Raw genomic sequence first — 13,962 nt, forward strand, 5'->3', positions numbered from 1 at the left:
CGGGCACGGGCCCCCTTTCAGCGATCGTGCGAATCCCTCGATGCAGGCTCAGACCGTGCAGAAGGGCTTGATGCCCATGGCGCTCTCGAGTCCCTCCACCACGTGCTGCCTGAAGAGGTCGTCGTTCACCATCGCCGTGTCGGTCCATGCCGCTGCATCATGCCCCAGGGTCGTCAGCCACGCCTTGCCACCGTCGTAGTAGTGGCACCAACTCACGGCGTGCTCGGCACCGTGTCCGGGGTGGCCGGCCGTACGGCCGTTGAGGCTGGTCGCCTCATCGACTTCGAGCAGCACGTTGACGTAGCTGGGGTAGGGCTCGAGGTTGTACCACTCGTCCTTGAATGCCCACTCCGACGGCATGAAGGAGGTCGACACGTCGTCCCCGTCGATCGTCTCGACAGTGCCGTCGCGGTGCGGGGCGTGATCGTAGAAGTTGGCTCCGCCGAGGAGGCCCTCGTACCACGGCCAGTGATACTCCGCACCGAACGCGTTGTGGATCCCGACGAACCCACCGCCGCGGCGAACGTATTGCATCAGATTCGTCTGCGCGGTGTCGTCAAGGGTGTCGCGGTTGGAACTGAGGAAGACGACCGCCTGGTACCGATTCAGGTTGCCGAAGCTGGCAAGGTCTTCGGTGTAGTCGACGACGATGCCGCGCTCCTCCGCCCACGCCTTGAGCCCGGCCTGCGCGACGTTGTCGGCGTTCAGCGGCGGATTCAGACCGGCGCCGAGCGGCGTGCCGAGGTGGGCATGGCGCGGACCCGCGGTGCGGCTCCAGATCAGGATGCGCTTCTCCTCACCTTCCACCCATCCATTGCCCCACTCGTGATAGCAGACGGGGTCGGTGCCGCGGCAGACGCCGTAGTCCTTGATCTCGTCCTGATAGATCTGGCTCGCGGTCGCGGGCTGACCGCGCCCGCTCCCGTCCCGGTCGCTCTCGCTCGCGGGAGTTGCCGTCAGCGCGATGCCGGCGCCGAGAACCCCTGCGGCGATGACGGCGACTCCGGAGCGTACTGGTGATCTCACGTGATCTCCTTTGATCGTTCGTACTGTCTCCTCGGGACTGCCGAAGGGCGTGATCACCGGCCGGTGCCGTTACCGCATCCGTTGTCCAGCCCGCTCTGAGGGTGCCGGCGACCCGAGTTCGTGCGAATCTAAGCGCACGCGAAGCCCGAGGCAACGGCTGTTCCACCCAGTAGGCCGCGGGTCGCTGGGCCGCCCGACGGTCGGCAATGTGATCGACAGCATGGGGGCCCGAACCCGAGGACTGACGTGCGGCGTGAGACACGACATCGACGCCGGGGCATCCGTCGCTCAACCGGTGATCGCGAACACGATGCTCGCTCCGCCGAGGAACACGTCGAGGCCGATACAACGATCGCTCCGATCGGAAGAGGTCGTGAAATCAGCGGGCGATCTCGACGTGGATCTTGGGTCCGGATGCGGCATTCGAGCGCCGTTCGCCGGCGAGCACGCCGGCAACTTCGTCGAGGGCGACGGTCGCCGCGATGAGCGGGGTCGGGTCGACCGTGCCGCTCGCGTAGGAGCGGATGGTCGGGGCGAGGCCCGCGGACGCACCGAGGATGCCGACGGCCGTGAGGTCGCCGAGCACGAGCCTGCGCGAGTCGATGAGGCTCGGGCTGCCCGCGAGCCCGACGTACACGACGCGCTTTCCCGGCTCGACAAGCTCGAGTGCCTTCGCGGGCAGATGCAGGGCGTTGGATGCCTCGATGACGGCGTCCCATCGCAGCGCCGGAAGATCGTCCTCCGTCCAGACGCCGTCGAACTCGAACGTGCGGGCGAACTCGAGTGACCGGCCTGACCGGCCCATGAGGTGCACCTCGGCGCCGACCGCGCGGGCGAACATCGCGCAGAGCAGCCCGATGGTGCCGGGTCCGAGGACCAGCACGCGGTCACCCTCGCGGAGCCCCGCCGCCTCGACGCTGCGCCACGCGTTGCCGCCCGGTTCGACGAGCGCGCCCGCGGCATCCGTCACCGAATCAGGCAGCGCGTGGAGGTAGTGGGCCGGGAACGCGACCTGTTCGGCGAGCGCGCCCGGGCGACCGCCGCGGATGCCGAGCTCCGTGCGGAACTCGCACACGTGGTGGTATCCCGTGCGGCAACGGTGGCATTCACCGCAGCCGAGCATCGTGTCGCCGGTGACCCGGCGGCCGATCCAGGTCGCATCGACGCCCTCGCCCACAGCGGAAACCGTGCCCATCCACTCGTGGCCGATGCGGATCGGGTACGACGTTTGCCCGTCGTGCAGATACTGCATCTCGCCCGTGTAGAACTCGATGTCGGTGCCGCAGATGCCGGCGCGCGCGACGTCGATGACGAGCTCACCCGGGCCGGCAGTGGGCGGCTCGACGTCTTCAACCCCCGCCTGCTGCGGACCTGAGATGACGAAGGCCTTCATCGTTGCGTGCTCCTCGTTCGGCGGCCACCTCATACGCTGTGCTCACAACGATTCACAGGTGACCGAGAGTTGGAAAGCCGATGTCGTCCCAGCTTCGCAGTTCCGAGTGGTACTCGGGTGATGACCGCAATGCTTACATTCACCGGGCGTGGATGCGGCGGGGTCTGCCCGACAGTGCGTTCGCGGGGGCGCGCCCGCATATCGCGATCGCCAACACCGCGTCCGATCTCACGCCGTGCAACGCGCACCTCGACGAGGTCGCGCAGTCGGTGAAGAACGGGATCTACGAGGCGGGCGGCATCCCGCTGAACCTGCCGGTCGTGTCCCTCGGCGAGACCCAAGTGCGTCCGACCGCGATGCTGTGGCGCAACATGGCGGCGATGGCGACCGAGGAGATGCTCCGCGCGAACCCGATCGACGGGGTGGTGCTGCTCGGCGGGTGCGACAAGACGATTCCGGCGCTGCTGATGGCGGCGGCATCCGTCGACCTGCCCGCCGTCGTCGTGCCCGGCGGGCCGATGAGCACCGGCACCTTCCGCGGCGAGGCGCTCGGCTGCGGCACCGACGTCTGGCGACTGAGCGAGGAAGTACGCGCTGAGACGCTCAGCGAGCGCGACTTCCTGAGGTCCGAGTCGTCGATGATCCGCAGTCGCGGACACTGCAACACCATGGGCACGGCATCGACGATGGCCCTCGTCGCCGAGGCGCTCGGCACCGTCATCCCCGGCCTCGCCGGAACGCCCGCCGTCGACAGTCGCCTGCTCGAGGCGTCGCACGAGACCGGGCGGCTCGCGGTCGCCCTCGTCGAGGCCGACCGGCGACCATCGACCTTCCTCACCAAGGCGAGTTTCCACAACGCGATCGTCGCACTTGCCGCGATCGGCGGTTCGACCAACGCGGTCGTGCACCTGCTCGCGATCGCCGGGCGCCTCGGCATCGACCTGACCCTCGACGACTTCGACCGCATCGGCGCGAACGTGCCGCTGCTGGTGAACCTGCAGCCCGCCGGCCGCTATCTGATGGACGACCTGCAGCGAGCCGGCGGGTTCCACGCCGTGCTGCGCGAGGTGCGCGACCTGCTCGACCCCGATGCCCTCACGATCACCGGGCGCCCGCTCGTCGACTACCTCGATGACGCGAGGATCTGGGACTCCGACGTCATCACCCCGCGGGAAACCCCGCTGCTGCCGGCCGCGGGCATCAGTGTGCTGCGGGGGAGTCTCGCCCCGGGCGGCGCCCTCATCAAGCCCGCCGCTGCATCACCGCACCTGCTCAAGCACCGCGGCCAGGCCGTGGTCTTCGACAGCATCGAGGACTTCTATGCTCGTATCGACGACCCCGAACTCGACGTCGACGCCGACTCCGTGCTCGTGCTCCGCGGTTGCGGCCCGAAGGGCTACCCGGGCATGCCCGAGGTGGCGAACATGCCGCTGCCGAAGAAGCTGCTCGAACAGGGAGTGCGTGACATGGTCCGCATCTGCGACGGCCGCATGAGCGGCACCGCGTACGGCACGGTCGTGCTCCACGTCACGCCGGAGGCCGCGGCCGGCGGCCCGCTCGCGCTCGTGCAGACCGGGGACTGGATCTCGCTCGACGTTCGCGGCCGCCGACTCGATCTCGAGGTCCCGGCCGAGGAGCTCGCCGCCCGCCTGCCCAACCAGGCGACGCTCGACGGCTTCGCGAAGCCCCGGCGTGGCTGGGAGCGTCTCTACGTCGACCACGTCATGCAGGCCGACACGGGCGTCGACCTCGACTTCCTCGTCGGCTCGAGCGGGCCGAAGGTCAGCCGCGAGTCGCACTGAGGTGATGCCCCCTCAGAGAGCGGATGCGGCATCCGTATCCATTCTCGAGGCGGTGTGCGAAGAGCCCTAGCTGTCGACGATCCCGGCCAGGTCCCGGGCGATGCCGTCGAGGTGAGCGGTGGTGCCTCTCGAAGCGAACCAGTCCCAGAGCTCGAGCGAATGGTAGAGCCGGTAGAGCGTGGTCCGTTCCCGCCAGTCCGGCGGCAACTCGCCGTACCCGTCGAGCAGGCCCGCGAGCTTCTCCTCGTTCCCGCGGATGGAATACGCCTGCGTCTTGGCGAGATCCATCAGCGGGTCGGCGGCGATCGCATTCTCGACGTCGATGAACCCGGTGACGCGCCAGGTCGCCGGATCCACCAGCACGTTGCCCTCGTGAAAATCGTTGTGACACAGGGTCGGCGTCGTGTTGGACTCGAGGAGTTCGGCGTGTGTCTCGACGAACCGCTGGATGCCCTGGTGCAGTGCAGGATCACCATTCAGGTCCTCGAATTCCCTGAGTTTCTTGGCGAACTGGCGACGCATGTACTGCGTGTTGTCCGGCAGCGGATCGAGGATCTCGTCGGTGAGATAGCCGTACGCCGGTTGCTCGATGCGATGGATCGCCTTGAGGAGTCGTCCGAGTTGCTCGTACATCGCTCGCCAATCGGGCGGATCGGTTTCGGACAGCGGTACGCCGTCGAGCTTCGTGAGCGCGGTGAAGTTGTCGCCGACCTCGATGACGTGCGGGACCGCATCGGCCAGCTGGGTGGCGAGGAGGTTGTACACGTAGACCTCCTTGGCCTGTTTCCAGGCCCATTCGGGTGCGTAGACCTTGACGATCAACGGATCGGCGGCCGTTCGTCGTACCTCGAAGACGGTGTGCAGCTCACCGCCGCTGCGCGGGATGATCTCGCTGTCCGGAAACGCTCGCCTGATGGCATCAGTCATGATCTGACCAGGTTTCCACGTTGCAGCGGTGCGCGTCGATGGCGGTCATGCAGGTTCTCGTCGGGTTGCGGCGGTGCGCAGGTCGAGGTGCGCGGCGCGGTCAGCGAGATCAGCGGCGAAGACGCTCGCGATCGGTGGCGTCAGCGTGGCGGTGGACACCCGGATCGCGTTCCGGTGCCGCCCGTTCTCAGTCGCGAACGGATCCCCGGGGCGGACCAGCCAGCCGAGTTCGCCGAGGTCTGCCACGAGGTTCTGCACGGGTCGGTCGAACTCCACCCACACGTTCAGCCCGTCGGGTCTGGGATTCGCGTGGATGCCGTGTTCGGCGAGCGCATCGACGAGGAACGACGACCGCTCCGCGTATGCCTGCTTCGCCTGAGCCAGCAGCTCGGAGGTCACGGGGTCGGTGAGGATTGTGTGCACGAGTTGCTGGATCAGGTGACTCACCCACGTCGTTCCGGAGCTCAGCCGGGTTTCCAGACGGGCAGCGGTTTCGGAGTCGGCGGCGATGAACGCGAGCCGGAGATCGGGGCCGAGGAACTTCGACACCGACCTGACGAGCGCCCATCGGTTCGTCGACGGCGGCGTCGCGCGATGGTAGTCGAACGAGGAGACGGCCGAGAAGTGGTCGTCCTCGATCACCAGAACCTGCGGGTTGCGCTCGAGCACGGCGCGGAGCTCGGCTGCGCGGCGCTCGGTGAGGCTGGCGCCGGTCGGGTTGTGCGCTCGTGGTGTGAGGATGACCGCTCGAGCGCCGGCGCGGATCGCGTCGTCGAGTCGGTCGGGGAGCATTCCGTGGTCGTCAACCGGCACAGCGGCTGTCTGGAATCCGTTCAGTCGAAGGGTTCCGATGCTCGAGAGGAAGCACGGGTCTTCGACGGCGACGGCGTCGCCTCGGGTCAGGTGTGCCGTGAGCAGGCGTTCGACGGCATCGACGGCGCCATGGGCGAGGACGAGCCGGTACTCGCCTCCCACGTCGGGCGCGAGGTGCGCGTCGGCCCAGTCGAGCAGCCCTTCGTCGATGACGGGTGTCCCGTACAACGGGGGCTCGTACCGGACTCGGCTGAGCGCGCGGCTCGGGTCGGGCAGGAACGCAGGATCGGGGTTGCCGCTTGCGAGGTTGATGGCTCGACCTCCGCCGGCGGCGCCCTCCCGGTCGAGAACGGGAACCCTGGAGATCGTCGTTCCGCTCCGGCCGTGGGTTTCCGCGGTGCCGGCGGTAGCGAGCAAGCGGTATGCGGCGGCGACCGTGTTCCGGTTCACTCCGAGCGACTTGGCGAGCTCCCGGATCGGGGGGAGGGACTCGCCTGGTGCGAACTCGCCTGCGGCGACGAGGTCGCGCACATGCGCGGCGATCTCCGCGGCGGTCGTGCCGCTGATCGTGATCGCGCGTTCTGAGGCCACGCCGCGATTCTATCTTTGTCCTATGACGTTTGCTTTGTCCTAGGACAAACGGGTTACACTGTGGGCGTCAGTTAGGAGTCCACATGTTCACCGGCCTCAGCGCATTCCCACTCACCCCGATCGCCGACGAGCGCGTCGACGAAGATGCCTTCGTCCGGGTCGTCGCCAGACTTCGCGACGCTCACGTCGACTCCATCGGCGCGCTCGGTTCGACCGGCAGCTACATGTATCTGAGCCGGCCAGAACGCGCGCGAGTTGCCGAACTCGCCGTCGAAGCCGCGGGCGACGTGCCGGTGATCATCGGCATCGGCGCTTTCCGCACGCGCGATGTCATCGCCAACGCCGAAGACGCCCAGGAGGCAGGGGCCGCCGGTCTCCTCCTCGCCCCGGTCAGCTACCAGAAGCTCACCGCCGAGGACGTGTTCAGGTTGTACGCGGATGTCACACAGAGCCTTTCGGTGCCGCTCGTCATCTACGACAACCCCGGCACCACCCACTTCACGTTCAGCGAACAGCTGTACGCCCGCATCGCCGACCTGCCGCACGTCGCATCGGTGAAGATCCCCGGCGTCCCAGCGGAATCGGATGCCGCCACCGCGCACATCCAGGACCTGCACCGGCAACTCCCCGACGGGTTCACCATCGGGGTCAGCGGAGACGCATCCGCCGCGACCGGTCTCGCCGCCGGCTGCGACGCCTGGTACTCCGTCATCGGCGGGATTCTCCCGCAGCCCGCGTTGGACATCACGAGAGCAGCCCAGACCGGCGACACCGAACGCGCCCGAAGCCTCTCCGACCAGCTCACCCCGCTCTGGGAGCTCTTCGCAACCCACGGCAGCCTCCGGGTCGTCGCCGTCATCGCGCATCTCCTCGGCCTGACCGCGCCCCGCAATCTGCCCGCCCCGATCCTCGGCCTCGACCAAGCGGTGCACGACACGGTCCGTGCTGCACTTCACCGCATCGGCGTGGACGTATGACGGTGACGGCACCATGACTGGCGCTCAGTCGAACGGACCGCCGCTGGCACGCTACGTCATCGCGGCAACCCTGGCCCGAACGAGCGACGGAGGGGCCGTCGTCGCCATCGTGCTGCTGGTCAACACGAGTGGCGGACCAGGCTGGCTCGCGGGCCTGCTCGCCGCCAGCATCACCGCACCGCATCTGCTGGGGCCGTTCGTCGCGCGACGCCTGGACACCGCCGAAGACGGGCGGACGGTCATCGCCTGGTCAGCAGTCATCCACGCGCTCACCCTTGCAGGGGCGGTGCTGCTGTTTCCGTTCACACCTGCGTTGGTCCCCGCCGTGCTCCTCATCGCTTCCGGCCTGGTCGGACCGATGCTCACCGGTGGCATCAGCAGCCGGCTGCCACGAATCGCCGGCCCCGAACTCGCACAGCAACGCCGAGCCCAGGGCTGGGACGTCGCGACCTACGGGATCGGCGGGACCGTCGGCCCATCCGTCGTCGCGGCCATCTCCGCATGGGCGTCACCGACCGTCGCTGCGCTCACTCTCGCTGCAGGGGCACTCATGGCCGCCGCATTCATCAGGCTCCTGCCGTACCAACCTCGAGAATTTGCAGCCACCGACGTTCCCCGACCGGCACGGACGCTGGCGTTGATGCTCCGGTCGGCGCGCCTGCGACGCACCCTGTATCTCACCGTCGTCGTCGCGCTCAGCGTTGCCGTACTGCCGATCACCGCCGTCAATTCAGCCTCGATGCTCAACGTCGACGCAGCGTCCGCGGCTCTGCTCACGGCGGCCTACGGGCTCGGCAGTCTGACCGGATCGTTCGGGGTGATGGTCCGGCCCTTGCGCGGCAGCGCCGATCGGTTGATGACCAGGCTTGCCGCTCTCATCGTCGTCGCGCTGGCAGCGGTCATGCTCGCGCCCAGCTTCCCGATCGCTGCGATCACCTATGTGGTGGCGGGAACCCTGAACTCGTATTTCTTCGCCGCGACTCTCGCCGCTCGAAGCGAGTACTCGCCACGATCGGCACGCGCACAGGTGTTCGTGTGGGTCGGTGCGTTGAAGATCACAGCCGGATCGGCCGGCACTGCGCTGGCCGGCGCGCTCGTCGGCATCGACCCGGTGCTGCCGCTCGTGGCCGGTGCCGTCGTCACCGCTGCGGCGGTGCTGGTCTCAGCTGCTGAGCGCCGGATCGACCCCGGTGTCGGCGAGGCCGCGCAGTCGTAGCGGACTGACGGTCGCGAAGAGGTCGTGCGCTCGTGCTTCCCCGCAAGGCCCGAGTAGGTCGCCGCTTCGCGACGCTGAGTGTCGACCTTCTCGCGCCATCTGTCAAGTACTAGGTGTCGCCGAAATGCGGTGTTATCGTCGCCTGCATCGGCTCCCCTGGACCTTGGGAACCCGCGAGTCCGAACCGCTCGAAGAGCCCAAACCCGCTCGAACCCAGGGGAACATCATGGAACGAATCCACTACGGAAGCCACGTCTTCTGCACAGGAACCGAGATCGCGGGTGCTGTGCTCGACTACGCCGGCTTGCTCGCGGCGGCCGGCAGGTTTGCCATGGTCGACATTCCGATCATCGCCGTCGACGGCGGTCCCTCGAAGGCCAGGTTGCTGCTCGGCCCGTCGATGCCCATCGCGAGCGAGACCGTGTCAGCGCCGATGGTGGAGCTGCTCGATGACGGGGCCGTGGCAACGCTTCGCGACGCCGCCCTGGTGCTGTCGGCACCGCCCTTGGTGCCGACGCATGCGGCACCAGCGAGGATCGATCGTCGGAAGACATCGATGATCGACGATTGGCTCGAACTCGACGCGGACTGAGCCGCGCCGATCAGAGGCCGCGCCGATCAGAAGATGATGGTGCGGTCGACGAGCTGCCGCGCCACCAGGGCGAGTGGCAGTTGATTCGACCGGGCGTGGTTGCGCAGCAACGAGAACGCCTCTTCCATCGACACCCCGTGCGTGTACGCGAGGATGCCCTTCGCCTGCTCGATCGTGACCCGTGAGTTCAGTGCGTTCTGCAGCTGCTCACGTGCCACGTCGCTCGCCCTGAGCGTGCGCTCGTGAAGGATGCCGATGGTCGCGACATCCGCGAGCGCCCTGGCAGCCCGCAGATCGCGATCGCCCAGCGAGTCGCCCTGCTGCTGGAAGAGATTGAGCGCGCCGATCGTCGTCTCGCGCAGCCGCAGGGGAATCGCGTGCACCGCGGTGAATCCATGCTCGCGCGCCGCCGTGCGGAACGGCTTCCAGTCGGGCGGACCCTGGTCGAGATCTGTGACGGAGATCACCGTGCCGGTGCGGAAGCTCTCGATGCACGGCCCCGCCTCGGCGCTCAGCTGCATCGTCTCGACGAGCCGGCTCTCCTCGCTCGTCGACACGAGCACCTCGAGGTCACCCCCGTCATCGGACAGGAGCAGCCCGGCCGCTGCAACCTCGAATGTCGATACGCACGTGTCCACGAGCGTCTGCAGCAGGTCGACGACGTCGTAATCGTCGATGAGCGTGTCGGCGAGGGTCGCGAACATGTCGACGAGTCGTTCCTCTCGCGTGAGCTGGCTCATCGTTCCACCTCGATTGCGTTGTCGTTGAGTTCGAAGGTGAGGCGTCGCTCGATCAGGTCTTCGGCGATCTCGCGCATCGAGCGGCCCTGCGAGAACGCCTGGCCCTGGATCAGCAGGTGCGCGTCTTCGGCGGAGATCGCCAATTGGGCGATGACGAACCCCGTGGCCTGATGGATGATGCGGCGCGAGTTCGGGCCGTCGTCGCCGGAGTCGGTCGCGCCTGCCTCGCGCAGGGCGCGTCGCAGCACGTGCCGGCTCACGATCGAGGCGAACACCTCGGTGCGCTTCGCATCCTGCGATCCGAGTTCCATGGGTTGCACGGCGTACAGGTCGAGCGCGCCGATGCGCAGCGGGCCGATGATGAGCGGGAATGCGAACAGCGAACCGACCGGCTGCGCCGACACGGCCTCGGAGAATGCCGGCCAGCGAACCATCGCGGACCGGAGGTCGGGCTCGAGCACCGGCACCCCAGCCGCGAGCGCGTCCCAGCAGGGGCCCTCGCCGAGATCGAACTGCAGCTCGTCGATTCGGGCGGCGAGGGCGTCACTCGCGCTGATGGTCTCGGACCCGAGGAAATCGCCGAGGGTGGAGATGGCCGCGCCCGAGACGGGGATGATGTCGAGGATCGGCGTGGTCAGCGACGAATTGTCGCCGTCCATCTGTGACAGGGCGTCTGCTGCGGCGGCGAAGCGATCAGCCATGAGCGCCACCGATTATGGTCTCGGTGATACGCGAGGACTTGGTCACGTCGCGATCGTCCATACGGAAAACGTTACTCCGCGGATCGGTCGGGAAACCGGCAGGTTGCCGCGAATTCACCAACCCTGGGCATCTCGCCGACGTCAGCCGGCCGTGGCCTCCACCGACGTCGACGACGCCCTCACGTGCAGCTCGGGCAGCACCTGCACGCGCTGGATCGGGCGCTTCGGCCCCTCGGAGAGGCGCGCGAGCAGGGTCTCGACCGCGAGCCGCCCGATGTGCTGCTTCGGCGGCCGCAGCGCGGTGATCGGCGGCTCGCCGTTCTCGGCGATCTCGTCGTCGTAGGCGACGATCGCAAGATCGTCGGGAATGCGGATGCCGCGATCGAAGCAGCGGTGCTCGAGCAGGATCGCCTGCGGGTCGGAGTGGATCATGATCGCCGTCGTGCCCGTCGTGAGGCACCGATCGAGCACCTCGTCGAGGCGCGCGTCGCGGTGTCCGTTCTCGATGTCGTCGAGCACGGTGTCGACCGTGAGCGAGGAATCGAGTCCGAGCTCTGAGTGCGCACGAGCCCACCCCCGGCGCAGGTGACCTGAGGTGGGGGAGTGCCGCGCGATCGCGATGCCGATGCGGCGGTGACCCTGCTGGTAGAGGTGGTGCACGGCGAGGATCGCCCCGAACTCGTGGTCGGTCGTCACCCACTCGAGCTTCCGCAGCGCGAGCGCCGTCGGGGCGCGCCGCTCGGCGAGCACCACGGGGATCGGCAGCGAGTCGAGCCACGCGAGCAGCGAGTACCCGTCCTGCCCGCTCGTCTCCGGTGCGGCGATGAGGCCGTGGATGCCGCCGGTCTCCACGAGCGCCGCGATCTGCCGGCGCTGGTCGGCCGGGTCGTACGTGGAGCCGCGGAGCACGAGCTGCGAGCGGCTGAGTGCCGCGGTCGCCCGCGCGCCGTTGACGATCTGCGGCCAGTAGTAGCTGAGCGAGGGCACGACCATGCCGAGCCGGAAGCGGGATGGACCGGATGCGTCGGCCGCGCGCGCCACGCTCGTGTCGAGGGAGCTGCGCAGCGTCGCGCCGCCGTGCACGCGGGTCACGAGCCCGCGGTCGGCGAGCTCGGCGATGTCGCGGCGGATGGTGAGCTCGGTGACGCCCAGCAGCACGGCGAGGTCGCGCACGACCACCTTGCCGGCGCGGCGGATCTCGTCCATGATCCGTTCGCGTCGCTCGATCCCGAACGCCGGGGTCGCCCCGCCGTCGCGGCTCATCGCGCAGCCTCGGCGGTGAAGCGGATGCCGGAGGCATCCGGCGCCGGATACAGCACGAGCCGCGCGACCTGCGAGCCCCAGGAGCGCGTCATGACCGGATCGTCGAGCTGCCGCGCCTCGATCGTGTGGCGCTCGCCGTCGTGACGCAGGACGACATCGCGCACGCCCTCGACGGGCCGGTGCACCACGAGGCGACCGTCGCCCTCGTCGGAGAGCTCGCCCCACACGATGTACGTGATCGTCGTGCCGGCGGAATCGTCGAGTGCCCAGGAGTCGTCGACCGTCACGCGGCGGGCGCTCCGGTCGAGGCTCACGCGTCGCTGCCACGACTCGTCGGCGTCGAGCCCGTACGCCCCGCCGATCTCGACCTGCCAGGCGGCGACGTTGCCGTCGTCTCCGCCGGTGAATGCTCGCGCTGCGAACTCCGCGCCGACCCCCTGCAGAAGACCCCGGGGCGAGGCCGTGCTGTGCCACTCGCTGCGCATCGACCAGATGTCGTAGCGGTCGGGTCCGAAGGTGCGGGCGTCGTAGGTCGGTCGTCCGACATCGATCACCGCCGGCACGCCGTCGAGCGCGACGATCACGCTGCCGACGTCGTTGTGATTGTGGTTCTCCCCGTTGTGCCCGCCCTTCAGCGTGACGGCGAGGCCGCGATCGGAGCCGGATGTCTCGCGCGCGAGCGCGAGCTGCACCGACGGGAGCTCGACGCTCGCGGGCAGCGGCGGCGGCGATGGAGTCGCCGCTCGCCAGTCCTCGTCGAGCAGCGCGGTCAGGATCCTGCCCGTGCTCATGCCCGTGGAGACGACGGGTTCTCCCGGGCGCCGATGGGAGGCGGCGTAGGCGGCGACATCCGGCAGCTCCAATCGCCGCGCCCAGCGGTGCAGCACGTGCCAGGGGCGTTCATCGTCGGCGCGAGCCTGGGCATCGGCGATGTTCACGTACCACTCGGCCGACAGCTGCATCCGCTGCGGGAAGCGAAGCAGCGCGGCGAGGCCCGGCATTCCTGCCAGGTCGAGGGGAGCGCCGCCGATGCGGTCGAGCACGTCGAGCGCCTCGAGGGCCCGCGCTGCGCCGTTCCACCAGTACTCGTAGCCCTCGTCGATGGCGCCGTCGGCGGGCATCGCGGCGAGGTAGCGATCGATTCCCGCGACCGCCCGATCGATCAGAAGTCGAGCCTCTGCCGGCTCTGCGAGGGCCGCCGCCGCGACGATGACGTTGCCGAGAATCCATGGATTCCAGTTGTGCAGTCGCCCGTCGAGGCCCAGCCAGTGCCAGTCGTCGCGATCGAGGAACGGCCGGAACACCCGGAGCTCGGCCTCTTCGCGGAGCCGAGCGGTCAAGCCGGGGAAGCGCTCGTCGAGCGCGGGCCCGATCGCCGCGACCGCCCAGCCGATCGTCGCGACCGACTCGCCCGCGCCGAGGTCGAGGTAGGGTGACGACCGCGACGGGGTGACCGTGCCGAACCGTGCGAAGGCGTCGTCGTGCGCCGGCCAGCACCACGTCGACTGTTCGCAGAGCATCCAGAGCCCGTCGGCCGCCTCCGAGAGCCATCGCTCCTCGCCCGTGGCGGCGGCGAGGGCGACGGCACGGGTAAGGCGGTCGCCGTGTGCGAAGACCGGAGTCTCATACGCGACGCGGTCGCCCCGGAGCGGGTAGGCCGTGTACTGGGAGAACAGCGGGCGCGGCCACGGGGCGTCGAGCTCCGCGAGCGCCGTGGTGGTGAGGGCGTCGAGGAGCGCAGGGTCTGCGGATGCCCACGCCGACCGGCCCGATGCGAGGGGAGGGCGCAGCTCTTCGGCCCCGATCGCCGCCCAGGCTCGAACGAGGGCCCCGGGCTCGGCGACGGTCGTCGGCACCGTCTCGTCTCGGACTGTCACTGCCGCCTCCGTGATCATCTGTGATCAAGCGTGTTCGAATGGGT

General features: G+C 68.7%; 12 protein-coding genes. 4 read left to right on the forward strand and 8 right to left on the reverse strand.

Going from position 1 to position 13,962, the window contains the following annotated elements; genetic code table 11:
• Nucleotides 1–48: 48 nt before the first annotated feature.
• Nucleotides 49–1,026: a ThuA domain-containing protein gene (locus ESP51_RS03660; protein WP_206737189.1), complete on the reverse strand. Its 978-nt coding sequence runs from the start codon at nt 1,024–1,026 to the stop codon at nt 49–51.
• A 379-nt stretch (nt 1,027–1,405) separates the two neighbouring features.
• A complete protein-coding gene (locus ESP51_RS03665; RefSeq protein ID WP_129519535.1) occupies nt 1,406–2,419 on the reverse strand; it encodes a zinc-dependent alcohol dehydrogenase in 1,014 nt (337 codons plus the stop codon).
• Between the two features lie 80 nt (nt 2,420–2,499).
• On the opposite strand from ESP51_RS03665, the gene ESP51_RS03670 reads away from it, so the two are divergent.
• Nucleotides 2,500–4,221: an IlvD/Edd family dehydratase gene (locus tag ESP51_RS03670; protein WP_129519536.1), complete on the forward strand. Its 1,722-nt coding sequence runs from the start codon at nt 2,500–2,502 to the stop codon at nt 4,219–4,221.
• A gap of 66 nt (nt 4,222–4,287) precedes the next feature.
• Here ESP51_RS03670 and ESP51_RS03675 read toward each other — a convergent pair whose 3' ends face one another.
• Complete coding sequence (locus ESP51_RS03675) at nt 4,288–5,148, reverse strand: phosphotransferase family protein (RefSeq protein ID WP_129519537.1); 861 nt, start codon at nt 5,146–5,148, stop codon at nt 4,288–4,290.
• Nucleotides 5,149–5,193: 45 nt separating this feature from the next.
• Nucleotides 5,194–6,552, reverse strand: coding sequence for an aminotransferase class I/II-fold pyridoxal phosphate-dependent enzyme (locus tag ESP51_RS03680; RefSeq protein ID WP_206737190.1), 1,359 nt, complete (start codon nt 6,550–6,552; stop codon nt 5,194–5,196).
• 83 nt (nt 6,553–6,635) lie between these two features.
• Between ESP51_RS03680 and ESP51_RS03685 the strand changes: the two genes are divergently transcribed.
• The 3 genes from ESP51_RS03685 to ESP51_RS03695 all read left to right on the forward strand — a co-directional run bounded on the left by ESP51_RS03685 (nt 6,636) and on the right by ESP51_RS03695 (nt 9,337).
• The gene (locus ESP51_RS03685; RefSeq protein ID WP_129519538.1) at nt 6,636–7,529 is read left to right on the forward strand and encodes a dihydrodipicolinate synthase family protein; all 894 of its coding nucleotides are present in this window, start codon (nt 6,636–6,638) and stop codon (nt 7,527–7,529) included.
• Nucleotides 7,530–7,542: 13 nt separating this feature from the next.
• Nucleotides 7,543–8,745: an MFS transporter gene (locus ESP51_RS03690; protein ID WP_206737191.1), complete on the forward strand. Its 1,203-nt coding sequence runs from the start codon at nt 7,543–7,545 to the stop codon at nt 8,743–8,745.
• A gap of 226 nt (nt 8,746–8,971) precedes the next feature.
• Nucleotides 8,972–9,337 carry a hypothetical protein gene (locus ESP51_RS03695; protein ID WP_129519539.1) on the forward strand — a complete coding sequence of 122 codons (366 nt, stop codon included), beginning with the start codon at nt 8,972–8,974 and terminating at the stop codon, nt 9,335–9,337.
• Nucleotides 9,338–9,363: 26 nt separating this feature from the next.
• Here ESP51_RS03695 and ESP51_RS03700 read toward each other — a convergent pair whose 3' ends face one another.
• From ESP51_RS03700 to ESP51_RS03715, 4 genes are all read right to left on the reverse strand, one after another.
• The gene (locus tag ESP51_RS03700; RefSeq protein WP_129519540.1) at nt 9,364–10,077 is read right to left on the reverse strand and encodes a GAF and ANTAR domain-containing protein; all 714 of its coding nucleotides are present in this window, start codon (nt 10,075–10,077) and stop codon (nt 9,364–9,366) included.
• The gene (locus ESP51_RS03705) at nt 10,074–10,778 is read right to left on the reverse strand and encodes a GAF and ANTAR domain-containing protein (protein WP_241842957.1); all 705 of its coding nucleotides are present in this window, start codon (nt 10,776–10,778) and stop codon (nt 10,074–10,076) included. Before ESP51_RS03705 ends, ESP51_RS03700 begins: the two co-directional genes overlap by 4 nt.
• 141 nt (nt 10,779–10,919) lie before the next feature.
• Nucleotides 10,920–12,041, reverse strand: a complete 1,122-nt coding sequence (locus ESP51_RS03710) for a substrate-binding domain-containing protein (protein WP_206737192.1) — start codon at nt 12,039–12,041, stop codon at nt 10,920–10,922.
• Nucleotides 12,038–13,918 (reverse strand): heparinase II/III family protein, encoded by a 1,881-nt coding sequence (locus ESP51_RS03715; protein WP_241842958.1) that lies wholly within the window; start codon nt 13,916–13,918, stop codon nt 12,038–12,040. The genes ESP51_RS03710 and ESP51_RS03715 overlap by 4 nt, the downstream gene beginning before the upstream one ends.
• Nucleotides 13,919–13,962 lie beyond the last annotated feature (44 nt).

It is taken from the genome of Agromyces albus (assembly GCF_004134825.1).
Classification (GTDB): Bacteria; Actinomycetota; Actinomycetes; order Actinomycetales; family Microbacteriaceae; genus Agromyces; species Agromyces albus.

Excerpts from the sequence above, each read along its gene's own strand:
- ESP51_RS03665 (WP_129519535.1), bottom strand. The coding sequence starts at position 2,419 with ATGAAGGCCTTCGTCATCTCAGGTCCGCAGCAGGCGGGGGTTGAAGAC.
- ESP51_RS03670 (WP_129519536.1), top strand. The coding sequence starts at position 2,500 with ATGTCGTCCCAGCTTCGCAGTTCCGAGTGGTACTCGGGTGATGACCGC.
- ESP51_RS03675 (WP_129519537.1), bottom strand. The coding sequence starts at position 5,148 with ATGACTGATGCCATCAGGCGAGCGTTTCCGGACAGCGAGATCATCCCG.
- ESP51_RS03685 (WP_129519538.1), top strand. The coding sequence starts at position 6,636 with ATGTTCACCGGCCTCAGCGCATTCCCACTCACCCCGATCGCCGACGAG.
- ESP51_RS03690 (WP_206737191.1), top strand. The coding sequence starts at position 7,543 with ATGACTGGCGCTCAGTCGAACGGACCGCCGCTGGCACGCTACGTCATC.
- ESP51_RS03695 (WP_129519539.1), top strand. The coding sequence starts at position 8,972 with ATGGAACGAATCCACTACGGAAGCCACGTCTTCTGCACAGGAACCGAG.
- ESP51_RS03700 (WP_129519540.1), bottom strand. The coding sequence starts at position 10,077 with ATGAGCCAGCTCACGCGAGAGGAACGACTCGTCGACATGTTCGCGACC.
- ESP51_RS03705 (WP_241842957.1), bottom strand. The coding sequence starts at position 10,778 with ATGGCTGATCGCTTCGCCGCCGCAGCAGACGCCCTGTCACAGATGGAC.
- ESP51_RS03710 (WP_206737192.1), bottom strand. The coding sequence starts at position 12,041 with ATGAGCCGCGACGGCGGGGCGACCCCGGCGTTCGGGATCGAGCGACGC.